Origin of the sequence: Kribbella sp. NBC_00382, assembly GCF_036067295.1 — a bacterium.
Taxonomy (GTDB): domain Bacteria; phylum Actinomycetota; class Actinomycetes; order Propionibacteriales; family Kribbellaceae; genus Kribbella.
This window is the reverse complement of sequence record NZ_CP107954.1, coordinates 5968208-5993777: the sequence shown is the minus strand read 5'-3', so window position 1 is coordinate 5993777 and position 25570 is coordinate 5968208. Positions and strand designations below refer to the sequence as shown.

Annotated in this window: 29 protein-coding genes; 7 read left to right on the top strand and 22 right to left on the bottom strand. The window is 67.2% G+C overall.

Annotated elements, in window-relative coordinates; genetic code table 11:
- Positions 1-10: 10 nt before the first annotated feature.
- Positions 11-790, bottom strand: a complete 780-nt coding sequence (locus OHA70_RS28590; RefSeq protein WP_328322766.1) for a sulfite exporter TauE/SafE family protein — start codon at positions 788-790, stop codon at positions 11-13.
- Positions 791-901: 111 nt separating this feature from the next.
- Here OHA70_RS28590 and OHA70_RS28585 point away from each other — a divergent pair, with 111 nt between their 5' ends.
- A complete protein-coding gene (locus OHA70_RS28585; protein WP_328322765.1) occupies positions 902-1345 on the top strand; it encodes a PaaI family thioesterase in 444 nt (147 codons plus the stop codon).
- Positions 1346-2198: 853 nt separating this feature from the next.
- On the opposite strand, the gene OHA70_RS28580 is transcribed toward OHA70_RS28585, so the two are convergent.
- The 14 genes from OHA70_RS28580 to dxr form a co-directional block, all read right to left on the bottom strand.
- Positions 2199-3962 carry a proline--tRNA ligase gene (locus tag OHA70_RS28580; protein WP_328322764.1) on the bottom strand — a complete coding sequence of 588 codons (1764 nt, stop codon included), beginning with the start codon at positions 3960-3962 and terminating at the stop codon, positions 2199-2201.
- 100 nt (positions 3963-4062) lie between these two features.
- On the bottom strand, positions 4063-4434 hold the full coding sequence (locus tag OHA70_RS28575; RefSeq protein WP_328322763.1) for a DoxX family protein: 372 nt from the start codon (positions 4432-4434) through the stop codon (positions 4063-4065).
- Between the two features lie 45 nt (positions 4435-4479).
- Complete coding sequence (locus OHA70_RS28570; RefSeq protein WP_328322762.1) at positions 4480-5820, bottom strand: M14 family zinc carboxypeptidase; 1341 nt, start codon at positions 5818-5820, stop codon at positions 4480-4482.
- Positions 5821-5907: 87 nt separating this feature from the next.
- On the bottom strand, positions 5908-6732 hold the full coding sequence (locus OHA70_RS28565; protein WP_328322761.1) for a GNAT family N-acetyltransferase: 825 nt from the start codon (positions 6730-6732) through the stop codon (positions 5908-5910).
- Between the two features lie 48 nt (positions 6733-6780).
- Positions 6781-7254, bottom strand: a complete 474-nt coding sequence (locus tag OHA70_RS28560) for a GNAT family N-acetyltransferase (RefSeq protein WP_328322760.1) — start codon at positions 7252-7254, stop codon at positions 6781-6783.
- The gene (locus tag OHA70_RS28555) at positions 7251-7904 is read right to left on the bottom strand and encodes a VOC family protein (protein WP_328322759.1); all 654 of its coding nucleotides are present in this window, start codon (positions 7902-7904) and stop codon (positions 7251-7253) included. Before OHA70_RS28555 ends, OHA70_RS28560 begins: the two co-directional genes overlap by 4 nt.
- 2 nt (positions 7905-7906) lie before the next feature.
- On the bottom strand, positions 7907-8065 hold the full coding sequence (locus OHA70_RS28550; RefSeq protein WP_328322758.1) for a CopG family transcriptional regulator: 159 nt from the start codon (positions 8063-8065) through the stop codon (positions 7907-7909).
- Positions 8066-8149: 84 nt separating this feature from the next.
- The gene (trxA, locus tag OHA70_RS28545; RefSeq protein WP_328322757.1) at positions 8150-8485 is read right to left on the bottom strand and encodes a thioredoxin; all 336 of its coding nucleotides are present in this window, start codon (positions 8483-8485) and stop codon (positions 8150-8152) included.
- Positions 8482-8847, bottom strand: coding sequence for a MerR family transcriptional regulator (locus OHA70_RS28540; RefSeq protein ID WP_328322756.1), 366 nt, complete (start codon positions 8845-8847; stop codon positions 8482-8484). Before OHA70_RS28540 ends, trxA begins: the two co-directional genes overlap by 4 nt.
- Before the next feature lie 51 nt (positions 8848-8898).
- On the bottom strand, positions 8899-9447 hold the full coding sequence (locus OHA70_RS28535) for a nucleosidase (RefSeq protein ID WP_328322755.1): 549 nt from the start codon (positions 9445-9447) through the stop codon (positions 8899-8901).
- Between the two features lie 16 nt (positions 9448-9463).
- Positions 9464-11221 carry a cytochrome c biogenesis protein CcdA gene (locus OHA70_RS28530; RefSeq protein WP_328322754.1) on the bottom strand — a complete coding sequence of 586 codons (1758 nt, stop codon included), beginning with the start codon at positions 11219-11221 and terminating at the stop codon, positions 9464-9466.
- Between the two features lie 120 nt (positions 11222-11341).
- Complete coding sequence (gene ispG / locus OHA70_RS28525) at positions 11342-12493, bottom strand: flavodoxin-dependent (E)-4-hydroxy-3-methylbut-2-enyl-diphosphate synthase (protein WP_328322753.1); 1152 nt, start codon at positions 12491-12493, stop codon at positions 11342-11344.
- A 22-nt stretch (positions 12494-12515) separates the two neighbouring features.
- On the bottom strand, positions 12516-13829 hold the full coding sequence (locus tag OHA70_RS28520) for a M50 family metallopeptidase (protein WP_328322752.1): 1314 nt from the start codon (positions 13827-13829) through the stop codon (positions 12516-12518).
- The gene (dxr, locus tag OHA70_RS28515) at positions 13826-15052 is read right to left on the bottom strand and encodes a 1-deoxy-D-xylulose-5-phosphate reductoisomerase (RefSeq protein WP_328322751.1); all 1227 of its coding nucleotides are present in this window, start codon (positions 15050-15052) and stop codon (positions 13826-13828) included. Before dxr ends, OHA70_RS28520 begins: the two co-directional genes overlap by 4 nt.
- A 61-nt stretch (positions 15053-15113) precedes the next feature.
- Between dxr and OHA70_RS28510 the strand changes: the two genes are divergently transcribed.
- The 3 genes from OHA70_RS28510 to OHA70_RS28500 all read left to right on the top strand — a co-directional run bounded on the left by OHA70_RS28510 (position 15114) and on the right by OHA70_RS28500 (position 17304).
- Positions 15114-15692 (top strand): DUF1707 SHOCT-like domain-containing protein, encoded by a 579-nt coding sequence (locus OHA70_RS28510; protein WP_328322750.1) that lies wholly within the window; start codon positions 15114-15116, stop codon positions 15690-15692.
- 84 nt (positions 15693-15776) lie between these two features.
- Positions 15777-16940 (top strand): acyl-CoA dehydrogenase family protein, encoded by a 1164-nt coding sequence (locus OHA70_RS28505; protein WP_328322749.1) that lies wholly within the window; start codon positions 15777-15779, stop codon positions 16938-16940.
- A 79-nt stretch (positions 16941-17019) separates the two neighbouring features.
- Positions 17020-17304 carry a DUF6458 family protein gene (locus OHA70_RS28500; protein ID WP_328322748.1) on the top strand — a complete coding sequence of 95 codons (285 nt, stop codon included), beginning with the start codon at positions 17020-17022 and terminating at the stop codon, positions 17302-17304.
- Here the strand turns inward: OHA70_RS28500 and OHA70_RS28495 are convergent.
- On the bottom strand, positions 17301-18026 hold the full coding sequence (locus OHA70_RS28495; RefSeq protein WP_328322747.1) for an SDR family oxidoreductase: 726 nt from the start codon (positions 18024-18026) through the stop codon (positions 17301-17303). The two genes, OHA70_RS28500 and OHA70_RS28495, sit on opposite strands and share 4 nt — an antisense overlap.
- A 70-nt stretch (positions 18027-18096) precedes the next feature.
- Between OHA70_RS28495 and OHA70_RS28490 the strand changes: the two genes are divergently transcribed.
- Positions 18097-19008: a LysR family transcriptional regulator gene (locus OHA70_RS28490; protein ID WP_328322746.1), complete on the top strand. Its 912-nt coding sequence runs from the start codon at positions 18097-18099 to the stop codon at positions 19006-19008.
- Positions 19009-19060: 52 nt separating this feature from the next.
- A complete protein-coding gene (locus tag OHA70_RS28485; RefSeq protein WP_328322745.1) occupies positions 19061-19435 on the top strand; it encodes a nuclear transport factor 2 family protein in 375 nt (124 codons plus the stop codon).
- A gap of 3 nt (positions 19436-19438) precedes the next feature.
- On the opposite strand, the gene rny is transcribed toward OHA70_RS28485, so the two are convergent.
- From rny to OHA70_RS28460, 5 genes are all read right to left on the bottom strand, one after another.
- On the bottom strand, positions 19439-21142 hold the full coding sequence (gene rny, locus OHA70_RS28480; protein WP_328322744.1) for a ribonuclease Y: 1704 nt from the start codon (positions 21140-21142) through the stop codon (positions 19439-19441).
- A gap of 564 nt (positions 21143-21706) precedes the next feature.
- A complete protein-coding gene (locus OHA70_RS28475; RefSeq protein WP_328322743.1) occupies positions 21707-22321 on the bottom strand; it encodes an antitoxin in 615 nt (204 codons plus the stop codon).
- A gap of 243 nt (positions 22322-22564) precedes the next feature.
- Positions 22565-22849: a hypothetical protein gene (locus OHA70_RS28470; RefSeq protein ID WP_328322742.1), complete on the bottom strand. Its 285-nt coding sequence runs from the start codon at positions 22847-22849 to the stop codon at positions 22565-22567.
- Between the two features lie 29 nt (positions 22850-22878).
- The gene (locus OHA70_RS28465) at positions 22879-23415 is read right to left on the bottom strand and encodes a hypothetical protein (protein WP_328322741.1); all 537 of its coding nucleotides are present in this window, start codon (positions 23413-23415) and stop codon (positions 22879-22881) included.
- Positions 23416-23425: 10 nt separating this feature from the next.
- Positions 23426-24010, bottom strand: a complete 585-nt coding sequence (locus OHA70_RS28460) for a GrpB family protein (protein WP_328322740.1) — start codon at positions 24008-24010, stop codon at positions 23426-23428.
- Positions 24011-24093: 83 nt separating this feature from the next.
- Here OHA70_RS28460 and OHA70_RS28455 point away from each other — a divergent pair, with 83 nt between their 5' ends.
- On the top strand, positions 24094-24804 hold the full coding sequence (locus tag OHA70_RS28455) for a hypothetical protein (protein ID WP_328322739.1): 711 nt from the start codon (positions 24094-24096) through the stop codon (positions 24802-24804).
- Between the two features lie 53 nt (positions 24805-24857).
- Here the strand turns inward: OHA70_RS28455 and OHA70_RS28450 are convergent, their stop codons facing one another.
- Entirely contained in the window at positions 24858-25454 is a 597-nt protein-coding gene (locus OHA70_RS28450) for an alpha/beta fold hydrolase (protein ID WP_328322738.1), read from the bottom strand.
- Between the last annotated feature and the right edge of the window lie 116 nt (positions 25455-25570).

Sequence of the window (25570 nt, the reverse complement as noted above, 5' to 3'; positions counted from 1 at the left end):
CGGCATCGCGTTATCGGGGCCAGAACACGTCGTAGGCGAGGCGAAGGATGAGCGCCGAGACGACGACCAGGAAGATCACCCGGACGAAACGCGAGCCGCGGGCGACCGCAGTACGGGCGCCGAGCAGACCGCCGAGCATATTGGCCGCGCCCATGATCAGGCCGAGCCGCCACAGCGGAGCGCCGTGGGCGGCGAAGACGAGGATGGCGCCGAGGTTCGTGGCGACATTGGCGATCTTGGCCTTGGCGCTGGCGCGGAGAAAGTTGTAGCCCATCAGGCCGACCAGCGCGAAGATGAGGAACGAGCCGGTACCGGGCCCGACCGCGCCGTCGTAGAACCCGATCAGCAACCCGACCAGGCTGGCGGCGACGTAGTGGGCCCGGCCGTCGAGGCGCAGTACGGTCGCGGACCCGAGATCCGGCTTGAACCAGGTGTAGAGCGCTACACCGATCAGCAGGACGAGCACGATCGGCTTGAACCACGTCATCGGTATCTGCGTCGCCACCAGCGCGCCGCCTGCAGCCCCGATCGCGGCCAGCCCGGCCAGCGGCAACACTGTCCGCCGATCGGGCTTCACCTTGATGCCGAAGGTGACCGCGCTGGTCGTCGTACCGAACAACGACGAGATCTTGTTGGTCGACAGAATCTGCGCCGGCGAAGCATTCGGCAGCCCGAGCAACATCGCCGGCAACTGGATCAGCCCGCCGCCACCGACCACCGCGTCGATCCAGCCCGCCGAGAAGGCGGCAACCACCAGAAAGACCAGCGTCCACACGGAGATGTCAGGCACGGCAGCCCTCGGGGCGGCGATAATCGGTCACGGTTCCATCATCCGGTAAGCCCATTGTCCCGCTCTACCCTTACACCCTTCGATGTGACGCAGCCCGCAAGGAGAGCTCCTTTGGACGAGCAGGCGAGCCCAGCAATCCAGGAACGCATCCGCTCGAGCTTCGACCGCCAAGGCCTGATGTCCCACCTGGGCGCCCGCCTCAGCCACATCGGCCCCGGCCGTGTTCACATCGTCTTGCCCAGCCGCCCCGAGGTCACCCAGCAACACGGCTACTTCCACGCCGGCGCCACCAGCTCCATCGCCGACAGCGCCGGCGGCTACGCAGCCTTCACCCTCTTCCCTGACAACACCTCGGTCCTCACCGTCGAATACAAAATCAACCTCCTCTCCCCCGCCGAAGGCGACTATCTGGAGGCCGTCGGCGAAGTCCTGAAGGCCGGCCGAACACTGTCGGTCTGCCGCCTAGAGGTCTACGCAGTCACCGGCCCCAACCGCTCCTTGATAGCCACCGGCCAACAAACCCTCATCCAGATCGAGGCCCGAGCCGACCGCTGACCCCCAGGCGACCCGCCGTCCCGCCGTCCCGCTCGACAGGAGGTAGTACCTGGTTCCCGCCCAGCGAGATGGTCCTGAGCGTGAACCTCCGCGCCCGACAGGACCACCTCCTGTCGAGCGGGACACCACCCACCCTGCGGTCGCTATCTGCCTGTCCACCCGAGTCCCCCACCCCGGCGACTTCCTCCAACTAACCGCAGCCCTCTGGCGCACCCCCATCGGCCCCCACGACCGCTCCCCCCGAATGCTCGCCCTGATCCTCGACGGCCTCCGCCCCCAGCCGTAGCCCCGTCGGGGCACCCAATACGAGCAACACCAAGAACGACCGCTCTACGAGCGAGCACCACCAACCGACCGCCAGCACGACGGCCAACCGCTGACTCCCCACCCGGTTCGCTCGGTGGCAGCGGGGAGGATCCTGCCCCAGATTCGGGGCAATCGCCTCCCCAGCCTCGGCGAAAATCCTCCCCACCGTTCGTAGCTCGGGGGCGCCTCGGCGACCACCTTGGACCCTGCCGCGAGAGCGACTGTCCCGGACAACAGGAGGTAGTGCATGCTTCCGTGCCCGGCAGGCCGGGGTGAACCCCGCCGACGCAATTACCTCCTGTCGACCAGCACACCAAGCCAACCGGAGGCAGACGCGGAGCACACCCAGCAACCAGCACCCCAACAAGGGGCTCCCCACCACCGTGGCGCCCTCGCGCGACGCAGCAGCGCAGTCACGGGCAGGCGGGAGCGCCCAGAGCAGTGAGCGATGCAGGAGCGAACGGCGGCGGGTGCGTGGGTGTAGTAACAAACAGCAACCGCCGCCCTCACCCGAAGGTGAGAGCGGCGGTTGGGGTTGAGCAGGTGGTCAGCCGCGGACGACGGAGACCAGGTGGTCGACGATGTCGGCGACCGGGACGTCGGTGCGGTCGCCGGAGCGACGGTCCTTGACCTCGATCGTGCCGTCGGCCAGGCCCTTGCCGACAACGGCGATCGTCGGGATGCCGAGGAGTTCGGCGTCCTTGAACTTCACGCCAGGTGAGACCTTCTCGCGGTCGTCGTACAGCACCGTCAGGCCGCGCGCCTCCAGCTCGGCAGCGATCGACGCCGCCTTCGCGAACAGGTCCGCATCCTTGCCGGTGGCAACCAAGTGGACATCCGCCGGCGCGATCTCGCGGGGCCAGATCAGGCCGAGGTCGTCGTGGTTGCCTTCGGCGATCGCGGCGACGGCGCGGGTAACGCCGACGCCGTACGAACCCATGGTGACCGTGACGAGCTTGCCGTTCTGGTCGAGCACCTTGAGGTCCAGTGCCTCGGCGTACTTCTTGCCCAGCTGGAAGATGTGACCCATCTCGATGCCGCGCGCAGACGACAGCGGACCCGAACCGTCGGGCGCCTCGTCGCCGTCGCGCACCTCGGCCGCCTGGATCGTGCCGTCGGCGGTGAAGTCGCGGCCGTGCACCAGGTTGATCACGTGGTAGCCGGTCTTGTCCGCACCCGTCACCCACGCCGAACCCTCCGCAACGCGGGGATCAAGCAGGTACCGGATCTTCGAAGCGTTCTCCGACCCCAGCACGCCGGGGCCGATGTAGCCCTTGGCCAGCGCCGGGTTCTTCTCGAAGTCCGACTCCTCGAACGCGACGACCTCGGCGGGCTCGACCTGCGCGCCCAGCCGCTTCTCGTCGAGGTTCCGGTCGCCCGGTACGCCGATCGCCAGCGGCTCGCGCGTGCCGTCGGGGTGCACCAGCATCACGAGCACGTTCTTCAACGTGTCCGCAGCCGTCCACTCGCGACCGTCGACCCGGGCATGCTTCGCGTTCAGCGCGTCGACCAGAGTGTCGATGGTCGGCGTGTCCGGCGTGTCCACAACCTCAGCGGCAGGCACACCCGACGCGTCGAGAGCCGGCGACTGCGGCACCACGACAGCCTCGACGTTGGCCGCGTAGCCACCCGGCGAGCGGACGAAGGTGTCCTCGCCGTTCTCCGCGATCGCCAGGAACTCCTCCGACGCCGAGCCGCCCATCGCGCCCGACATCGCGGCCACGATCACGTAGTCGAAGCCGAGCCGGTCGAAGATCGCGATGTACGCCTTGCGGTGCAGCTCGTACGACGCCTGCAGCCCGTCCTGGTCGATGTCGAACGAATACGAGTCCTTCATCACGAACTCACGCCCGCGCAGCACCCCGGCCCGCGGCCGCGCCTCGTCGCGGTACTTGTTCTGGATCTGGTAGATCGACAGCGGCAGGTCCTTGTACGACGAGTACAGGTCCTTCACGACGAGGGTGAACATCTCCTCGTGCGTGGGCCCGAGCAGCATGTCGGCGCCCTTGCGGTCCTTGATCCGGAAGATGTTCGGCCCGTACTCCGTCCAGCGGCCGGTCGCCTCGTAGGGCTCGCGGGGCAGCAGCGCCGGGAAGACCAGCTCCTGCGCGCCGATCGCGTTCATCTCCTCGCGGACGATGTTCTCGACGTTGCGCAGCACCTTCAGGCCGAGCGGCAACCAGGTGTAGATACCGGGCGCGGCGCGACGGATGTAGCCGGCCCGGACCAGCAGCCGGTGGCTCGGGACCTCCGCGTCCGCCGGGTCCTCGCGAAGGGTGCGAAGGAACAGCGACGACATGCGCAGAATCACGGGAGTCTCCAAGCAGTGAACGAGTGGTGGAAGAACTACTGACGGCAAAGAGGATATCCGCCGACGGCCAGTACTCTCACCACTTTTCCACAGCCCCGCCTCAACGCCCCTCGCGGGACGCCTTCAGCGCCGCCCGGATCAGCGGGATCTGCAGTGGCAGCCGCGCGAATCCGATCGCCTTCGCCCGCGGCGATCCCTTCCGCTGAAGGTCGAGCGCCATCTGCACGTTCGCCGGGAACACGGCGGCCAGCAGACCAGCGCTGAGCAGGCCTGCCGGACGCCGCGTCCGCGGGTGCAACAGCCCGGCCGCGCAGGCGAGTTCGGCGACGCCCGAGGCGTAGACGAGCTCCTTCTTGCGCGGCAGCTGGTGCGGCACGATCCGCTCGAACGGCTCCGGTTTCACGAAATGCAGCACGCCCATCACGCCGAACAACACTGCCAGCCCGGTCGTGCTCCTGCTCCGTCTGCTCATATTGGTGACCTTAGCGGATCGTGTTACCCGCGGGTAAGGCAAGTTCTACGGCAGCTTCCCGTACGGCGTCGCAGCAGCGCGAGCGGCGTACAGGAGAGCCGGCTTCTGCGCCGGCCACAAAGTGCTCGTGAAACACGAGTACGACGGGAAGAACCCGCCACAGCTCCCCGAGTCAGGCCCGATCTCGAACGTGTACGACGGTACGCCGCGCGTCCCGTAGAGCCAGTCATCCGTAGCCCCCGGAGCGAAGTACCCGACCCCTCCGTCACCCGTCGACACCGGATACCCGTTCAGCGCGCCCATCTTCTTGCCCAGGGCAACCAATGCCGCCTTGTTCGGCGCGGCCGTGTTCGTGTAGCCGTACGGCGCGAGGATGTCGTTGCCGAAACTGTGCAGCGTCAGGAAAACCCCAGTGGTATCCGCAGCGGCCGGCTCGCTCACGCCACCCTTGGTGTCGCGGAAGATCTTGTCCAGCAAGCCTTGGACCGCGACCGTCTCCGGCTCCGACACGGACTTCTTGCCGGGATAGGTCTCGTCGCACGGACCGCCCTGCTGCACATCCCACTGGAAGCTCGAGTTGCGATTCAGGTCGACACCGGCATCGGCGGCCGGGCAGCCACCCGCGGAGTTGTCGACGTTCTTGCGCTGCATCACCGGCTGCGTCGGGTTCGACGCGACCACATCGACACCATCCGGGTTCGCCATCGGGATCACCCAGAGCTCGCGGGTGTCCAGCAGCGACGTGATCTCGGGGTCCGTTCCGTACGAGCCGACGAGCAGGTCGATCCACTTGTACGCGACCTCGCCGGTCGCCACCTCACGGGCGTGGATCTGGGTATGCAGGACGAACTTCGGCTTCTTGCCGGTGCTGTTCAGCGCACAGTCGCCGGTGGTGAGCTTGGTGATGCAGAGGGCCTGGATGTCGTGCCCACCCTGCCCTTTGGTCTTCTTCCACGAGTCGCCGATGTCGTACAGCTTCACCAGATCCGGATGGGCCGCGGCGACGGCCGCATTGTGTTGCTCATGGCCCGCTGACGTGTGGTAGCCGCCGTAGTACGTAGTACCGGCTGCTGTTGCGCGGATCACTGGCTGGTAGACGTTGCCGGTCTTGCCGAGGACCACGCCACGGTCGCGGAGACGGGCGACTTCGGCCGGGGTGGCGACCAGGATCGGGCGAGAGCCGTGGCCGTGGGAGATGTCGTAGCCGTCGCGAACGAGATCGGCGACAGTCACCCCGGCGGGCAGCTTGAGCGAATAGTAGGAAGGTGTGGTGTCAGCCTTCTCCGCTAGAGGGATGGGCGTGGCGGCAGAGGGACCAGGCGCGAAGCCGGCGACGGCGATCGCGACGGTGGCCAGTCCGGCCAATGACACAGCGAGTTTTCGCATTCAGTTTTCCTTCGGCTGGGCGGGGCGGCGCTGCCGAACAGCAAACCTCACCTGCGGTCACCGCGCCATCACAATGAGCGCTCAGCCTTAGAACAGGATCGTCGCGAAGGTCTCGATGGTCCGGAACCCCACCCGCTCGTACGCCGCTCGCGCCGGCGTATTGAAGGCGTTCACATAAAGCGTCACCACCGGCGAGATCTGGCGCGCGAGTTCCACCACAGCCGCCATGCCAGGAGCGGCCAGCCCCTGCCCGCGTCGCTCGGGGTCGACCCACACGCCCTGGATCTGGCAAACCCCACTACCCACCGAGCCGATCTCGGCCTTGAACACGACCTTGCCGTCCTCGATCCGCGCGAACGCCCGACCAGCCCGGATCAACTCGGCGACCCGCGACCGGTAGAACGTGCCATCCGGCCCGGTCTGCGGCGGTACCCCGACCTCCTCGGTGTACATCGCGACGCATGCCGGGTACAGAATCCCCAGCTCCACCGGCTCGACCGCGCGCACCAACGGATCGGGCGCGATCGCCGGCGGCCCCTCGATCACCATGAACGGCTGCTCGTCACGGACCTCGCGGGCCGGTCCCCAATGCGGTTCGAGCGCAGTCCACAACTGGTCGACAGCACGAGCCGGCCCGAGGATCTGGAAACAGTTGCGTCCTCGCCGCAACGCGTACGCCGCGAACGAACGCAGCGCGGCCTCCCCCGCTCCGACCGGCACCATGTTGCCGCCCGCGTGACAGAGCGCCTCGAGCTCGCCCTTCTCGACGTATCCCCAGACCTCGGCGCCGCGGCGCGGATCGAGTCCGGACGCCTGGACCAAGGAGTCGACGAAGACGTTCACGACCGGATCGCGGGCGATGACGGCCCTCGCTGCTGAGAGGTCGCGAGGACCCAGTACCCGTACGCCCACGCCGCAGAACCTAGCCGATTACGGCCGCTGTGGCGCGCAATGGGTCGATTAGAGCGCGCGAGCCATCCAGATCAGCTCGTCCCCGAGGTCCCGGTCCGGCGTACTACGAGGCGCCCCGAAACCGTTCTTGCGATAGAACCGGATCGCCTGCTCGTTGCCGACCAGCACATCGAGCAACAATTGATCCGTCCCCACCGGAAGCGCCCCGATCGCCCCGTCCAGCAGGGCTTTCCCCACCCCTTGCCCCTGATACCCGGGCAGCACATACAGCTTCCACATCACCCAGAAGCCGGCCTCCTGCCCCAGGCCGACCATCCCCACAACGCGCTCGTCGACGACCGCGACCAGAGTGATGCCGCGCGTGATGCCGCGCTCGACGACCTCGGGCGACCACCACTGGGCTAGACCATCCGCAATGAACTCCGGCGACACCAACCCGTCGTACGCGACCGGCCAGGTCGTCAACCCGATCTCCCGCACCGCGTCGACATCATCCACCGTCGCCTCGCGCACGCTGATCATCCGCGCACCCGCAAGGTCTGCCCGTCCGGATCAACCACAGCCAAACCCCCGTCGACGTGCTCAGCCCGATAGCCGGTCGCCGCAAGCCGCTCGGCAACCTCATCGAGGCTCTCTGTGGTGGTCAACTCGATCTGTACTTCGGGCCCGCCCGCCGGCCGGAATCTCGCCAACTCAGGGTTGTCCCCACCCAGCGTCTCCAGCAGCCGCTCCCATCCCGCCTGATCCGAGACGGCGAGCACCGGCGTGACCGACCACCGAGTGTCCGGCTGCGCATCATGCAGCTTGTAGCCGTACAGATCCTTGTGCCGCTCATCGATCCACAACCCCGCACCATCCGGCCCCTTGGCCGTCAACACGCGCCCGAAAGCCTCGTCGAAGATGCTCACCTCCTCGAAGCCGGCGGCAACCAACCGCTCCAGCAACTCATCGATGTCATCGGCCTCGAAGGTCAGCCTCGTCTGCCCCGGCTCGCCACCGGTATCGCTCCGAGCCGCATCGTGCAGCGCGATCATCCCGCGCCCCGCGACCATGTCGATCCAGATCCCGCTCTCGGACTCGATCCGGGACCGCAACCCCAGCGTCTCCAGGAACGCCCGCATCGCCTGCACGTCGTCCGTGAACCGCAGCGCACGAATCACCACGTCGTTCATGCTCATCCCTTCCCGTTCCCGTTGAGATAGTCCGTTAGCGCCTGCTCGACCAGAGCAGACAAACTCGTGCTCTCGTCGATCGCCTGGTGCTTGATCCGCCGGATCAGCTCCGGTGGCAGGTACACGTTGAACTGCGCCTTCTTGGCAGCCTCTTCGGTCATATCTAGGATGCTAGCAATCTAGCGAGCTAACAAACAAGCCCCCTGGCCAAGGATGGCCAGGGGGCTTGCTAACGGTTGAGCGGATCAGACGGCGGCCAGCAGCGCATCGTCCAGTTCTTTGAGCAGCTTGGCCTTCGGGCGGGCGCCGACGACCGACCAGATCAGCTCGCCGTGCTGGAAGAGCATCAGGGTCGGCAGGGCCATCACCCGGTAGTTCGCGGAGATCGCCGGGTTCTCGTCGGAATTCACCTTCACCACGGTCAGCCGGTCGGCGCGCTCGACCGCGATCTGCTGCAGGATCGGGACGATCTGGTGGCACGGCGGGCACCACTGGGCCCAGAAGTCCACCAGGACGGGCTTGGCGGCCCGTAGTACCAGTTCATCGAAGTTCGTCTCGTCGGCCACGAGTAGTTCGGTCATCCCTTGGTCCTCCAGTTCTCGGCATCGGTCAGGAGGTCGGCGAGCTTGATCCGCAACTCGGTCAGCTCGGCGATGCGGCGGTCCACCTCGGTGATCCGTGCCCGGTACGCGGTCAGCGACGCCGGGCAGACATCCGCCCGGTCGTTGCCGGCCCGCAGGCACTCGATGAACGGGTAGGTCTGCTCCGCGGTCAGTCCGAGCGACAACAAGGCCTTCACCTCACGGACCACGATCACGTCCTCGGCGCCGTATGCCCGGTACCCGTTCGCCTCCCGCCGGGGCTTCAGCAGCCCCTGAGACTCGTAGTACCGCACCGCCTTGATCGTCACCCCGGCCTCAGCCGCCAAATCCCCGATCCGCATCTCCGCCTCCTTGACCCGACGCTAAACCCTGCCCCCAGGGTCAAGGTCAAGTCAGGATAGTTCGGCTCGGAGCCAATCGCCCAGGACCTTGGCGCTCGCGTCCACGAGAGCCGGCCAGTCCATCGCGGCCTCGTCGGCCGAGTCGGAGACGTGTTTGATCAGGCGGATCGGTACGCCGAACTGGCGGCAGGCGAAGGCGACGCCGTACGCCTCCATGTCGACCAGGTGAGCGCGTTCGGCGAGCCGTGCCTTGAGGACCGGGTCGGTGACGAAGACGTCGCCCGAGGCAAGGACCGTGCCGTCACCACCCTCGATCGAGATCGACTCCTGCGGGTCGAGCCCGATCCCCCGGATCGCCTCGGCGTTGAGGTCGTGGTTGACGACCTCACTCGGCAGGTAGATGCCGGACAGTCCGTCGCGCAGCGCTCCCGTCGTACCGACGTTCAGGACCGTGAGGTCACTGGTGTCGCGGCCGGCCAGGGCCTGCGCTGTGATCACCGCCGCCGCGGTCTTGCCGACTCCCGTGATGACCACCGGGATGCCTTCCGGAACGTACCGAGCCTCGCCGCGCGTCGCGCTGATCACCATGTACTCCGTCACGCGGCGAGGGTACCGGTCACCCGAAGCTGAAGGTGAAGGCGGAGACGCCTGAGCTGTAGGTCAGCGTCATCGTCTGCCGCTCCGGCTGCGGCGCGCTGGCCAGCTCGTACAGGTTCGGTGTGCCTTGGACCGTGATCGTCTTGTCCGGCCGGCCCGGGATCGACACGGTCACGGTGCCCTGGCCTGACAGTACGTGGAAGACCTTCGCAGCTTGGTAGTTCAGCCGCACCTGCGAGCCCTTGGTCGAGGTCACGTTCTGCGTGCCCACGGCCCAGTTCCCGCCGAGGCTGTAGGTGTCGTTCGGCTGCTGAGGATTGAGGCCGAAGGCAACGGTCTTGTTCGGGGTGAGCTTGCCAGTGCCGTTCAGGTTGGTCGAGCGGGAGTAGGCCAGGTACGTCTCGGGCGTGGTCCCCTCGGCACCGATCGAGTCGGCCTTGACCGTGCCGTCGACGGGAGCCGGCAGTTTGATCTCGGGGTTGGCGTCAGTCAGCAGCTGGCGGATCTGGTCCTCGGTCTGGCCGTAGTCGCCCTCACCGAACTTGATCGACCGCACGGTGCCACCGGCATCGACGAGATACTTCGCCGGCCAGTACTGGTTGCGGTACGCCGTCCAGGTGGCGAGGTTGTTGTCCTGACCGACCGGATAGCCGATGCCCTCCTTGCGGATCGCCGACTGCAGGTTCCCGGCGTCCTTCTCGAACGCGAACTCCGGCGAGTGGATCCCGACGATCTGCAACCCGAGCGACTTGTACGCCTTGTCCCAGGCGAGCAGATGCGGGGTGGCCCGCTGGCAGTTGATGCACGAGTAGGCCCAGAAGTCGACGAGCACGACCTTGCCCTTCAACTCGGCCAACGTCGCAGCCGCGCCGTCAGGAGTGTTGAACCACTTCTGCGTACCGCGAAACTCCGGCGCCGCACCACACGTCGCCAACTCGGCCGCGCCCGGCGTGCACTTGGCCAACTCCTCACCACCGACCCCGATCGCCGGCGCCAGCGCACCCTGCACCGTCTTGTTCTCGGCAACCTTCTTCTCCAGCCCGCTGGTATAGCTCGGCAGCGACCGCTGGATGACATCGGTGACGTTGAACGCGAGCGCGACGGCCAGCGCGATCATCACCGCACCACCGGCGATCCGGAAACCCTTCTGGTGATCGCGATACGCCTTCACCCGCTGCGAGATCCGCGACCCGGCCGACGCGAAGATCAGCAACGGCAACGCAGCACCCATCGCAAACGACACGGTCAGTACCACCGTCCGCCAGCCCACGTTCCCGGTCGCACCCGCAACGGTGATTGCCGCCAGCACCGGCCCAGCGCACGGAACGTACAAGGTCCCGAGGCCCAGCCCGAGGACGAAAGCACCGTTGTTGTTCCGGTTGATCTTGGGGAGCCGGTAGAACGGCTTCTCGATCCAGTGCCCGAGCGCGGGAAAGATCAGGCCGAGACCGACGATGCTGAGGATGATCAGCCCGCCCCAGCGCAGGAAGTCGTCCGGCAGACCGAGCGCCGACAAGATCACCGAACCGGCCAGCGTGAAGACACTGAAGCTGACCACGATCCCGGCGATGATCTTCAGCGGCCGCCAGTCCCGGGCCGGCTTGCCCACCGCGACTTCCTCGACCAGCACGTTGCTGTCGCCGACTGCGGTCTTGCGCTGAGCCTCAGGTTTGCCGGTGGTACCGGCGAAGAAGATGATCGGCAGCATCGGCAGGACACACGGTGAGACACCCGTGATCAACCCACCCAGCAGTCCGATGAGGGCCAAGGTGATCATGGGGCTCCATCCGAAGTCAGCAACAAAGGTCGCTGGTACTTCGGTACGGAGGGTGTGCCCGGATGGGCGCGGCGCCGATTACGCCGCCCTTACAGCAGATACTGCCCGGAGTACGAGGATCTAGCCGACCGTCACGGTGGGCTCGCCGCCGTCGACGGACTCGCCCATCTCCTCGGCGATCCGCATCGCCTCTTCGATCAGCGTCTCGACGATCATCGACTCGGGCACCGTCTTGATCACCTCGCCCTTGACGAAGATCTGGCCCTTGCCGTTGCCGGAGGCAACCCCGAGGTCGGCCTCGCGGGCCTCACCCGGTCCGTTCACGACGCAGCCCATAACCGCGACGCGGAGCGGAACCTCCATGCCCTCCAGGCCCGCGGTGACCTGCTCGGCCAGCGTGTAGACGTCCACCTGCGCGCGACCGCACGACGGGCAGGAGACGATCTCGAGCTTGCGCTCGCGCAGGTTCAGCGACTGCAGGATCTGCAGGCCGACCTTGACCTCCTCGACGGGCGGCGCGGACAGCGAGACGCGGATCGTGTCGCCGATGCCCTGAGCCAGCAGCGCGCCGAACGCCACCGACGACTTGATCGTGCCCTGGAAGGCGGGCCCGGCCTCGGTGACACCGAGGTGCAGCGGCCAGTCGCCGGCCTCGGACAGCAGCTGGTAGGCCTTGACCATGACGACCGGGTCGTTGTGCTTGACCGAGATCTTGAAGTCGTGGAAGTCGTGCTCCTCGAACAGCGACGCCTCCCAGACGGCCGACTCGACCAGCGCCTCGGGCGTGGCCTTGCCGTACTTCTTCAGCAGCCGCGGGTCGAGCGAGCCGGCGTTGACGCCGATCCGGATCGAGGTGCCGTGGTCCTTGGCGGCGGCCGCGATCTCCTTGATCTGGTCGTCGAACTTACGGATGTTGCCCGGGTTCACCCGGACCGCCGCACAGCCGGCCTCGATCGCGGCGAACACGTACTTGGGCTGGAAGTGGATGTCGGCGATCACCGGGATCTGCGAGTGCCTGGCGATCTCCGGCAGCGCGTCGGCGTCGTCCTGCGACGGGCAGGCGACCCGGACGATGTCGCAGCCGGCCGCGGTGAGCTCGGCGATCTGCTGCAGCGTCGTGTTGACGTCCGAGGTGAGCGTGGTGGTCATCGACTGCACCGACACCGGCGCGTCGCCACCGACCAGCACCTTGCCCACCTTGATCTGGCGGGTCTTGCGGCGCGGGGCGAGGGTCGGCGGAGGCAGCGCGGGCATGCCCAGGGAGATGCTCATTTTTCCTTTGTCCGGTTGAGAGTTATCCGTTGAAGAGCTTGATCGGGTTCACGATGTCGGCGACGACGAGCAGCACGCCCATCACCACGATGACGCTGGCGGCCACGTACGCGATCGGCAGCAGCTTCGCCACGTCGACGTACCCGGGGTCGGGCCGGCCGAGCAGCTTGGCGAAGCCGCGCCGGATGCCTTCCCAGATCGCGCCGATCATGTGGCCGCCGTCCAGCGGCAGCAGCGGGATGAAGTTGAACAGCGCGAGGAACAGGTTCAGCGAGGCGAGCAGCGAGACCAGGAAGGCGATCCGCTCACCACCGGTCAGGTCGTTGTTGGAGGCCACCTCACCGGCGACCCGGCTGGCGCCGACGACGCTCATCGGGCTGTCCTGGTCGCGGTCGCCGCCGACGATCGACTTGGCCACGCCGACCAGCTTCTGCGGGAAGTTGCCGAGTGCCTTGACCGTGGCGACGGTCAGCTCGCCCATCTTGTCGACGACGAAGCCGAAGTTCTGCCGGACCACCTTCTGCTCCGGCGAGACGCCGAGGAAGCCGACCGAGACGTACTTGTCCGAGCCGGCCTTCTCCACCACCTGGTTCAGGATGGTGTTCGTCTTCAGGGTCTGCTGCTGCCCGTCGCGCTCGACCACGATGGTGGCCGGCTTGTCCGTGTTGGACCGGATCAGCGGCGTCAGGTCGTCCCATGAGTTGATGGTGGTGCCGTTGAAGCTCAGGATCTTGTCGCCGACGTGGAACCCGGCGGCCTTGGCCGGCGACTCCTTGTCGGCGGGCGTGCAGACCCGGCCGGGCTTCGAGGCCTCCGACGCGGGGATCACGCAGTCGGTGACGGTGGAGACGGTGGTCTGGGCGACGTTGGCGCCGTAGAACATGAACAGGCCGGCGAACAGCAGGAAAGCGATCAGCACGTTCACCAGCGGGCCGGACGCCATCACGATCAGCTTCTTCCACCACACCTTCTGGTAGAACAGCCGGCCGTTGTCGGCGGGATCGATCGTCTCGTACTCCGCGGTGCGCGCGTTCTCCACCAGCGACTGGATCGGCCCGGTGTTGGCCTTGCGGACCTTCGTCGGGTCCTGCCCCTTGGCCGGCGGCATCATCCCGATGATCCGGACGAAGCCACCCGCCGGGATCGCCTTGAAGCCGTACTCCGTCTCGCCGCGCTTGACCGACCAGACGGTCTTGCCGAAGCCGACGAAGAACTGGGTCACCTTCATGCCGAACGCCTTGGCCGGCAGCATGTGACCCATTTCATGCAGCGCGACCGACACCAGGATGCCGATCACGAACAGCACCACGCCGACGAAAGTGAGGAGTGCGCTCATACCTGTGTGGTCTCCTGGCCCTGCTCGTTCGTGCTGCCGGTCAGTTCTCGGGCCCGCGCGCGGGCCCATGCGTCCGCGGCGAGCACGTCGTCGACGGACAGTTCCTCGTACGAGGGTACGTCGTGTTCGGTCACGATCCGGGCCACGGTGTCGACGATCCCCAGGAACGGCAGCCGGCCGCTCCGGAACGCCTCGACGCAGACCTCGTTGGCGGCATTCAGTACGGCTGGAGCGGTACCGCCCCGCTCCCCCGCCTCACGGGCCAGTTGGACGGCCGGGAACGCCTCGCTGTCGAGCGGCTCGAACTCCCAGGAGCCCGCCTTGGTCCAGTCGCAGTGCGGAGCGGCGTCCGGTATCCGTTCAGGCCAGCCGAGGGCGAGCGCGATCGGCAGCCGCATGTCCGGCGGCGAGGCCTGGGCGATGGTCGAGCCGTCCACGAACTCGACCATCGAGTGCACGATCGACTGCGGGTGGACGACGACCTCGATCCGGTCCATCGGGAGGCCGTAGAGCAGGTGCGCCTCGATCACCTCGAGACCCTTGTTGATCAGGTTGGCGGAGTTGATCGTGATCACCGGGCCCATGTCCCAGGTGGGGTGGTTCGCCGCTTGCTCGGGGGTGACGTCGGCCATCTCGGCTCGGGTGCGGCCGCGGAAGGGTCCGCCGCTCGCGGTCACGATGAGGCGGCGTACCTCGTCGGCGGTACCGGTGCGGAGGCATTGGGCGATCGCACTGTGCTCCGAGTCGACCGGGACGATCTGACCCGGCTTGACCCGCTTCACCACGAGCGGGCCGCCGATGACCAGTGACTCCTTGTTGGCGAGCGCGAGGGTGGTACCGGCGTCGAGCGCGGCCAGGGTGGGTTGCAAGCCAACGGATCCGGTGATGCCGTTCAGTACTACGTCGCACGCCAGGCCGGCCAGCTCCGTGGAGGCGTCCGGGCCGGTGATGATCTTCGGGATCCGGAACTGCCCCTGGGAGTAGCCGCGCTTCTGCGCCTCGGCGTAGAAGGCCAGCTGCAGATCCTGGGTCGCGGTGGCCTTGGCGACCGCGACGACCTCGACCTCGAACTCCAGCGCCTGCTGCGCGAGCAACGCAACGTTGTCACCGCCCGCGGACAGCGCGAGCACCCGGAACCGATCCCGGTTCCGCCCGATCAGCTCGAGGGCCTGCGTCCCGATCGAGCCGGTCGAACCGAGGATGACGACAGTGCGTTGATTCACGCGACCTATTGTCACAGGTACTCGTCCCCGGTCGGCTCCCGGCAGCGCTACGGTTGGCTCCATGAGTCTGGAACAGCCGCCGCCCGCCCGCAGGGCATCCGACCAGGACCGTGAGCGCGCCGCCGCGGTGATCCAGGAGGCCCACGGTGACGGCCGGCTGGACTTCGAGGAGATGGACGAGCGGCTGACGCAGATCTACTCGGCCAAGACCGAGATCGAGCTCCGTACCGCGACCGCCGACCTGCTGCCGGTCGCGCACGGCAGCGCCGCGGCCGAGCTGACCATCCGCGCCAAGCACAGCGCCCAGAAGCGCGAAGGCGCCTGGATCGTGCCCGAGCGGGTGACCGCGGTCGCCGAGCACTCGTCGGTCAAGCTCGACTTCACCGACGCGGTGATCAGCTGGCGCGAGGTCCATGTGGAGGCGCACGCCAAACACAGCTCGGTGGTGATGGTCGTGCCGCGCGGCTGGAGCGTCGACATCGACAACGTGGACATGGTCCACAGCGCCGCGAAGAACAAGGCGACCGCGCCGACGGCCGGCAGTGTCCGGCTGGTCGTCACCGGTCAGGCCCGGCACGGCTCGATCGTCGTGCGGCATCCGCGCAAGCGGCACTGGTGGTGGCCTTGGTACAGCAAGTGACGCGCCTTCGGTGAGGTCAACCCCACCCTGAAGTGTGAGGTTTTCTGCAGGGTGTGGCGGCGCTGTTGCCGTTAGCGTGTGGGCATGACGGTTTCGCTGGATCTCGTAGACGTCGACTCGCTGCTCACCGAAGAGGAAGTCGCCATCAGGGCGACCGCCCGGCGGTTCGCGGACGAGCAATTGCGGCCGCACCTGCCCGAGTGGTTCGAGTCGGCCAGCATCCCGGCGCGCGATCTCGCGAAGGAGCTGGGCTCGCTCGGCCTGCTCGGCATGCACCTGACCGGCTACGGTTGCGCCGGGCTCGGGCCGGTGGCTTATGGGCTGGCCTGTCTGGAGATCGAGGCGGCTGACTCGGGGATGCGGTCGCTGGTGAGCGTCCAGGGTTCGCTGGCGATGTACGCGATCTGGAAGTACGGCAGTGAAGAGCAGAAGACCGAGTGGCTGCCGCGGATGGCCGCCGGCGAGGCGATCGGCTGCTTCGGGCTGACCGAGCCGGACTTCGGATCGAACCCCGGTGGCATGCGGACGAACGCCCGGCGCGACGGCGACGACTGGGTGCTCAACGGGTCGAAGATGTGGATCACCAACGGGTCGGTGGCCGATGTGGCGGTCGTCTGGGCTCGGACGGATGACGGGGTGCGCGGGTTCGTAGTACCGACCTCGACGCCTGGATTCTCGGCGCCGGAGATCACCCGGAAGATGTCGCTGCGGGCGTCGGTGACGTCGGAGCTGATCTTCGAGGACGTACGGCTGCCGGCCTCGTCTCTACTGCCTGAGGCTCGCGGGCTGTCCGGGCCGTTGGGGTGTCTGAACGAGGCGCGGTTCGGGATCATCTTCGGCGCGATGGGCGCGGCGCGGGACTGCCTGGAGACGGCGGTCTCGTACGCGGCCGATCGGCAGGTTTTCGACAAGCCGCTGTCGGCGTACCAGCTGACGCAGGCGAAGTTCGCCGACATGGCGGTCGAGCTGAACAAGGGCATCCTGCTCGCGGTCCACCTCGGTCGGCTGAAGGAGAAGGGCACGCTGCGGCCGGAGCAGGTCAGCGTCGGCAAACTCAACAACGTGCGCGAGGCGATCGCCATCGCCCGCGAGTGCCGCACGATCCTCGCCGCCAACGGAATCAGCGGCGAGTACCCGATCATGCGCCACGCCAACAACCTCGAGTCAGTCCTCACCTACGAAGGCACCTCCGAGGTCCACCAACTAGTCATCGGCCAGGCTCTCACCGGCCAATCCGCCTTCCGCTGAGCCGCCGGAATGGTTGGGAATCGACAGATCGGGTACTTAGCGTAAGGAAGCATCCACGGACAGTCACCTGGAGGTGACGATGAGGATCAACGGGGGCATTGCACTCATCGCGGTCGGGGCGATCATCGCCTTCGCCGTCCGAGACACGACCAGCCGGATCGACCTCGCCGCGGTCGGCATCATCATCATGCTCGGCGGCGTGTTCGGGCTCTGGTTCTCCTACCGGCTGGCGAACGCCAAGCACGACGAGGAGATCGAGCTGATCAAACCGTCGGTCGAGGAGCAGTACACGACCGAGCCGCACGAGTACGCGATCCAGGAGCCGATCGACGTCACTCCCAGCCACCTTCCGAAGGAGTCCTAGACCAGGCGGGCGCCGCCGTCGAGGTGGAGGACCGTGCCGGTCAGGAACGGGTTGGTGATCGCGCTCAGGACCGCTGTCGAGACGTCTTCGGTGGTACCGATCCGGCGGGCCGGGTTCTTCGCCGCGACGTCGGCGTACAGCTTGTCCTTGTCCGGCCCCAGCCCATCCCAGGCGCCTGAGTCGATGATGCCTGGCGAGACCGCGTTGACCCGGACGGGTGCCAACTCGACCGCGAGCGCCTGAGCCAGGAAGGCGACCGCGCCGTTGGTCGTCGCCGTCACGGCCATCCCGGCTTTGGGGCGCCAGGCAACGATCCCGGAGAAGAGCGTCACCGAGGTCGTCGGCCGGAGGTGCTTGACCAGCAGCAGCGCACCGATCACCTTCGCGTCGAACGCTTTGGCGATCGCCTCACGCTCCAGCTTCTCCACTGGGCCCTTCGCCGGCGCGTTGGCCAGCGAGATCAGATGCTCGACGACGACGTCGCGGCGGGCCAGCTCCGTCGCCAGCTCCGCGATCGAGTCCTCGTTGCCCAGGTCAACGACCGCCGTGGCCACCTCGCCCTCGATCGAGTCGGCAACCTTCTGTACTGCGTCGGCGCTGCGGCCGGTGATCGTCACCCGGGCGCCTTGGTCGACGGCGTCCTGGGCCAGCTGCCGGCCGATACCCGAACCGCCCGCCACGATGAGGATCTGCTTGCCGTTGAGTTCCGTCGCTGTTGTCATGCGTCCAGCCTCGGCGTTTGGCGCCATCGACGCAAAGACCAGTTTTCGATGTTTGCCATAGGCTTCTCCTATGCCTACCTTGCGAGCCCTGGAGTGCTTCGTCGCCACCGTCGAGGCCGGGTCGATCACCCGGGCTGCCGCTGCCTTGCATCTGTCGCAACCTTCGTTGTCGCACCAGATCGCAGTACTGGAGAACGAGCTCGGCTCTCCGCTGCTCGAGCGGCTCCCCCGCGGCATTCGCCCGACCACCGCCGGGCGGGAGGCGTTGCGGCATGCCCGTGCGGCTCTGGAGTCGGCCGATCTCGTAGTACAGGCTGGGCGGGCGGTTACCGCGTTGGACGAGGGGCAGCTCCGGGTCGGCTGCGCGGGCTCGATGACGGCCGGCCTCGTGGCTCCGCTGCTGCGCGCTTGGCGACGGCGTCACCCTCGGGTACGGCTCGTCCTGCAGGAGCGGAACAGCGCCGACGCCCTCGCCGCGATGATCACCGCTGACGAGATCGACGTCGCCATCTGCCCGCGCCCGACCCGCTGGGACGGCGCCGTCGAACTACTCATGAGCGAGGAGCTGGTCATCGTGTTCTGCACCGGCGACCCACTCGGCGATCAACCCGGACCTGTCCCACTTGCCGCACTCCATGGCTACCCGGTGATCCAGTACGCCGGTCCGCATGGCCTGGCCGGCTGGCTCGACGGGCTCTTCGCCGAGCATCAGGTATCGCCCGAGGTGGTGATCCGCACTCGGCAGACGACGTCGGCGCCTGCCCTTGCCGCTGCGGGGTTGGGCGCTGCCGTCGTACCGGTGAGTGGGGTTCCGGCCGGGTTTGCGGGGACTGTGCATCGGCTCGATCCGGCGCAGTCACGGGACGTGGTCGCGCTGACGGCCGGGCGGGGCGACGTACTGGTCTCGCAGTTCGTCGCGTCGGCGCAGGCCACCGGCCTGCGGGTTCCTGCGGCCGTGGCCCGGCAACTGGAAGCGGTTTAAGGCTGGCTGAAGGCTCTGGGGCAGGCTGGCTGCAGAAGGGCGGGTGGTCGAGATGACCGACAAGAACCGTGCACTACTGGAACGCCTCTGGCCGATGGACGGCCAACTAGCGCTGTCAGCCGAAGCCGAGCACGAACTACGCACCGAGGACTACATCCTCGAAATGCCCCAATCCGGCGAACGCATCATCGGCCGCGACAAGATGCGCGCGATGCAACGTGAGTACCCCTCACCCCCATCGATCACAATCCACCGAATCACCGGCGCGGGCGACCACTTCGTCATCCTCGGCCGCTCGGACTACAACGGCGACATCTACCACGTAGCCAACATCGTCGAGTTCACCGAAGGCCGGATCGCCCGCGAGACCCGCATCTACGGCGCCCCCTTCGAACCACCGGCCTGGCGCTCGAAGTACGCCGAATAGAAACTACTTGGCGACCTCGGTGGCGCGGGACTCGCGGACTACGGTGACGCGGATCTGGCCCGGGTAGGTCAGCTCCTCCTCGACCTGCTTGGCGATGTCGCGTGCCATCACCTGGGCGGCGATGTCGTCGACGGCGTCCGGCAGCACCATCACCCGGATCTCGCGGCCCGCCTGCATCGCGAAGACCTTCTCGACGCCCTCGTGATGCATCGCGATCTCCTCGAGCCGCTCCAGCCGCTGCACGTATGCCTCCAGCGACTCACGCCGCGCACCCGGCCGGCCACCGCTGACCGCGTCAGCCGCCTGGGTCAGTACGGCCTCGACGGTCCGCACCTCGACCTCGTTGTGATGCGCCTCGATGCAGTGCACGACATCATCGTCCTCGCCGTACTTGCGGGCGAGCTCGGCCCCGACGATCGCGTGGCTGCCCTCGGACTCGTGCGTCAGCGCCTTGCCGATGTCGTGCAGGAACGCGCCCCGCTTGCACCGCTTGGCATCCAGGCCCAGCTCGGCCGCCATCATGCCGGCGATGTGCGCCGACTCGACCAGGTGCTTGAGCACGTTCTGCCCGTACGACGTCCGGTACCTCAGCAGGCCCATCGTGCGGACCAGTTCGGGATGCAGATCGGTGATGCCGACATCGGCCATCGCGTCCTCGGCGGCCCGCTCGCACAGCTCGGCGACCTCACCCTTGCTGCGCTCGTAGATCTCCTCGATCCGGCTCGGGTGGATCCGGCCGTCGAGCACCAGCGAATCCAGGGTCAGCCGCGCCGTCTCCCGGCGTACCGGGTCGAAGCACGACAGCAGCACCGCCTCGGGGGTGTCGTCGATGATCAGGTTGACGCCAGTGGTCTGCTCGAAGGACCTGATGTTGCGGCCTTCGCGACCGATGATCCGGCCTTTCATGTCGTCGCTGGGCAGATGCACCACGGACACGACCGACTCACTGGTCTGCTCCGACGCCAGCCGCTGAACCGCGCCGGTGATGATCTTGCGCGCCTTGATCTCGCCCTCGTCCTGCGCCTGCCGCTCGATGTCGCGGACGATCGTGTGCGCGTGCCGCTTCGCCTCCGCCTCGATCGCGGCGACCAGCTCGGCCTTCGCCTGCTCGGTGGTGAGGTTGGCGACGCCCTCCAGGATCCGGCGCCGCTCGTCCTCGAGGTCGCGGATCTCGGCCTTGCGCTGGTCGAGCTCGGCGAGCTGGGTGGTGAGTTCGCTCTGGCGCTCCTCGATCCCCCGGTGCTGCTCGTCCAGCCGTTCCTCACGCTCGGTCAGCCGGTGTTCGCGGCGCTCCATCTCGAGCCGCTGCTCGCGCAGGTCCTCGCGGATCGACTGCGCCTCGGACTCGGCTTCCCGGCGGACGTCGGACGCCCGCTGCTCAGCCTCGCGCCGTACTTCGGACGCACGGGTCTCGGCGTCACGCCGGATCTCCTCCGCGCGCTGCTCGGTCGCTTCGGTGCGGACGCGGAGTACGGCGGCCGCCTCCTCCGCCTGCCGAGTCACCAGCTCGGCAGCGGACTTGGCGCCGGACGTGATCGTGGCCGCCTCGAGCTTGGCGTTCGCCTCGGCGGCGCTGAAGGCCGCGGACTGGTCGGCGACCTTGCGGCGGGAGAGCGTCAGGCCGATCCAGGCCAGCAGGCCGACGATCAGCAACCCGATCAGGACGAGCCCCACAGATGCCGCCGTCGGCATGGCCGCGAGTGACATCGGCGTCTCCCCTCTGCGAGTCGCGCCCGAGGGCGTGACGTTGTCGGCGTCGAAGGGAGATTCACAGCGATCGGCAGGACGGTACGACGAAGAGCACCACCCGGTTCGGCGGTGCTGCAAACACCCCGGCTGGGCCGGGTCGTCCTATGCGGCAGCTCGGTCGAGCGTTGGTCTCACGTCCCCGCGCCATGGTGTTGGTCATGGCCCGGGTTTGTCCGGCCGGTCCAGCCGGCCGCTGCTATATGTACGCCATCTCGCGATGGAGTGCTCCCTTACTGATTCCGAGGCTAGGCGCGGCTATCCACAGGGTCAAGACGAACACCCACCCACCAGAACCCCATCCAAATCGAGACCTTCCCCCCACCCCACCCCTCCATCACCCCCTGCTGACCACCCAGTCACACACCGCCGCCCCACTCCATCGCCCAGACTGCCCGGTGCCTCTTACATACATGGTCCGACGCCGAGCGGCCCAGATGAGGCCGCGGCCGAACGCCAGCGACCCGGGTCTCCTCCTGCTTGGCGGCAGGGAGAGCCCGGGTCGCTGGCGTGTCTTACGGGGTGTTACCTCGGGCCGGGGAGCCCGCCGTCCGACGTACCGGTCGCGGTACTGCCCGTCTCGGCGCCCTCGGTACCGGAGCCGGCTGAACTGCTCGGGTTCTCGGCGACGTCAGGCGTCTCTCCGCCTACAACGGTGCCATCCACCGCGTCAGGGGCAGCCTCGTCAACCTCCGACCCAGCCTCATCGACGCTGGGCTCCGGTGCTACCTCGTCGACGGTGCCTTCCGCCTCAGGCGTGGCTTCATCGACGGCGTCCGGGGCAGCCTCAGCGGTCCCGTTGGCGTCAGCCGTACCGGGGCCTGCGGATTGGTCTGGTACAGAATCGGCAGGCTCTGCCGTAGGTTCATCGGCTCCGGCCGTGGGTGCGTCTGCGGTGGTGGTGTCCTCGCTGCTCTGCTCGGTCGAGGTGGTCCCGGGGCCGCCAGTGGGCTGCTCGGCGTGGGAGTCGACATAGGTGCCGACCTTCTCCTGCACCGAATCGACCTTGTCGGCGTACTTTCCGCCGGTCTGCTTGTCGATCAGGTCGCCGGCTTTCTCCACGCCTGCCTTGATCTTGTCCGGGTTTTGCTTGACGACATTCCGGAGCCAGTTCTTCGCCTGGTCTTGGAAATCGTTCATTGCACCCTCCGAGAGGTGTCAGGGGCGGATCGGACGAAAATCCCAGCCTACGGACCGCACAAAGTGATCCGTACTTCGGATCAGACACCGTCAGCCCCGACCCGTCAACGTCCCTCGCCGCTAACCCGTCGTCCCCTTCCACGAAACCCACCCGTCACCCGCCCCTCGACCCGGGTTTCCACCACACGACGTCACGCCGCGTAACCGTCGCCCGGGCCTCGTCCCCACCTCGCCCTGAGCGCTTTACCCCGCCGCGTCCGGCGACCCGTCGAGCAGCCGATCCAGCACCTCGCCAGCCTCGTCGTACCCGGCATCCGAGATCCGCTGCAACTCCCGCAGATCACGCACAGCAACCGCCCGCCGAGTCAGCAACTCCCCCGCCCGCATGCTCCCCTCATCCAGCAGCTCGCTCAGCTCGTCAACATCCGCCCGCTCATCAGCAAGCTCAGCCAGCCGATCCAGCGCCTTCTCGTTACCGTCGTCCGCCAAACCCCGAAGAGTCTCCCGATCACCGCTGAAATCAGCCATGCCCCCATGCTCCACCTTCATCAACCCGCTCAGAGAACCGAGCGCAGGAACCGTTTGATCTCCCTGCGCGACCTCAGCCGCACGAAACGCAGGTCAGCGAACTCCGGATTCCGCATCGCCAAACCGTACTCAGCCTTCGTCGGACCGTACGTACGCCAGGACCACAACAGAATTGACCGGGCAGGGTCCCGGCTGAGCTGGTCGCGGAGAGAGCCCTCCCGATTCCCGTTCCACAGCTCTGCCCCAGAGGCGATCCGCCGCGCTGTCCGGAGTACCAGCTGCCACATGACCACAGCGCGCGGCAGGTCGAGCCACACCACCGTGTCGGCCGCACCCCAGGCGATCGCCCGGATCCGTTCGGAGTAGTTGCCATCGACAACCCACCCTCCGGTCCGGGTAGCCTCCCGAACCCGCGCCTCGAACTCGCCATGCTCGAGCTTGGTCCAGTTCGCCTGCCAGAAAATCGAGTCGAGCTCGACATGCCGAACCCCCAGCCGCTCGCTCAGCCCACGCGCGACAGTCGACTTCCCCGCGCCGGCCACTCCAATGACCACAACCCGATGCATTAGAGCTCCCCTAGCAAGCCGACCGCGGGGACCAGCCGGCATCAAGTGCCCAGCGCTCGGCGCCTGCCATCAGTACTTCGGTCGCGGGTGCCTTGATCTGGCCGTAGTCCATCAAGTCGGGAACACTCACAGCCAACCGTTTCTTGAACGCTCCCCACCCGGCGCGAGCAGCGTCGTCAGCCCGGAGATAGTCGCGGAACAGCAACGCATACCGGGCGTTCGGCCCATCACCCCGCCGGAGATGGACATTGCACGTCCGCCCACCGACTGGCGGCGCGAACACCAACTTCCGGCACTCCTGACCACTGGACACCTCGACCCGATTCCACGCCTCCGGCCGGCACCTGAACCCACTTGCCGACAGCAACCGTACGAGCTCCTCCTCGTCCAGCGACTCCACCCGGACCTGTACGTCGATGCAGTCCTTCGCCTGCAGCCCAGGCACCGAGGTGGACCCAACATGGTCGACAGCCAAGGCCCGACTCCCCAACATCGATCGCAGTCGCTCCGCGAGCGACTCGAACTCCCCCGGCCAGTCCGATCGGTAGTCGACGACAACAACCCCGGCCGGCCCAATCTCATCCGCAAACGGCATGGCTCGATCCTGGCACTCCGGAAGCTCTCGTCTGGTCCTAATTCGGGCGCGGCATCGACCAGTAGTTGCCTATGCTCCACGCCATGACGTCGGAGGAAGCACACCGCGGGACGCCTGCGTTGATTGCGGAAACACTCGCGCTGATCGAGCCGGAAGCCACTCACCGAGACGCCGAACGCTGGCTCCTCGCCGCGGGTTGGACCCCCTGCGGCGCCGGCGATTGGGCAATCGCACTCCGCTCACCGGACGGCACAGTTGCCGCGCGCATCAGCCCTTTCGACCCAACCGGCCCGTACTCCGCGGCGCTCTACCGAGAGGCCGCCCATACCCGCCAGGTCCCAGAGCTCTTCGCCCACCGCCGCCTCACCGGCGGCGGCGACCTCCAACTCATGGAATGGCTCCGCCCGGTCCCCCAACCCGAAGCCATCGCCTTCCACCAAGCGATCAGCACCCGCTCACCAGAAGTCGCCGAACTCGTGGACATCATCTGCCGCATCCACACCCGCGCCCTGAACGAGCTCCCTTGGTGCGGCCCGCTGGACAACAACCCGTCCAACGTCATGCGCGGCGCAGACAATCGACTCGTAGTAGCCGACCTCTTCTACGCCGACGGCCCCAACCTCTACGCCACCGCCGCCAAAGACCCCGACCTCGTCGTAGCGCGGATCCCAGAACCCGAGCGCCGCTTCATGACCGACATCCCCCTAGCCGCCTCCGGCCCATGGCAGCCCGGCGAGCAGGACGCAATGCGCGTCGGCCTCACAGCAGCCGACGCTCGCAACACCAGCAGGTAACTCGCCGTCCCCCGACTGGATCGCCGCGCAGGTCACCATCCTCGCCGCGCAGGTCACCATCCATGGCGCTGCAGCCAGTCGGCCACCAAGTCGGTCGCAGGGCTTCCCGGATCACCGAAGCCACAGCCGCCGTGGTCAAGACCGGCGAACTCAAAGACTTCGATCCCGAGCCCCTGAAGGATGTACTGGTCCTTCAGCGAGACTCGTTGCGCATCCAGCGTGCCCCAGTACATCAGCTTCGGTACTGCCATCCGGCGAAGCTCCGCATGCCAGTCGTAGCGATGGAACCAACTCCAGAATGCTCGGCTGCCGACCGGGATCCGAAGCTCCCGGTTCATCCGGGCAAGCCACGCGTCGGACATGCCCCGCAGCACGTTGAACCCACCGCACACCACCAGGCGGGCTCGCGGGGTTGCTTGAGCGATCGCGCACGCCATGGCGCCACCCTGCGAGAAGCCCCACACCGCGAACTCGGGGATGGCTTCTTGGTCGCACACCGCAAGGATTTGCTCGTGGATGCCGACCGATGGATAGGGGTCTGGGCGGTCGCTCCGGCCGAACCTGAGCGGCTCGATCTGCACCATCGTGTACTGGCCGGAGAGTCGCTCGAACGGAACATAGGAGCCGCGGTCCTTCTTCGGTAGCACCACCGCCGGACCGCTCCCCATCACCGCATACCGGAGCCGATGACCAGCAAACGTCGCGGTCCTCCAGTTCTCCGCCTTCACAACACCTCCAGCGATCGTCCGTTCACCGCCTACGGGAT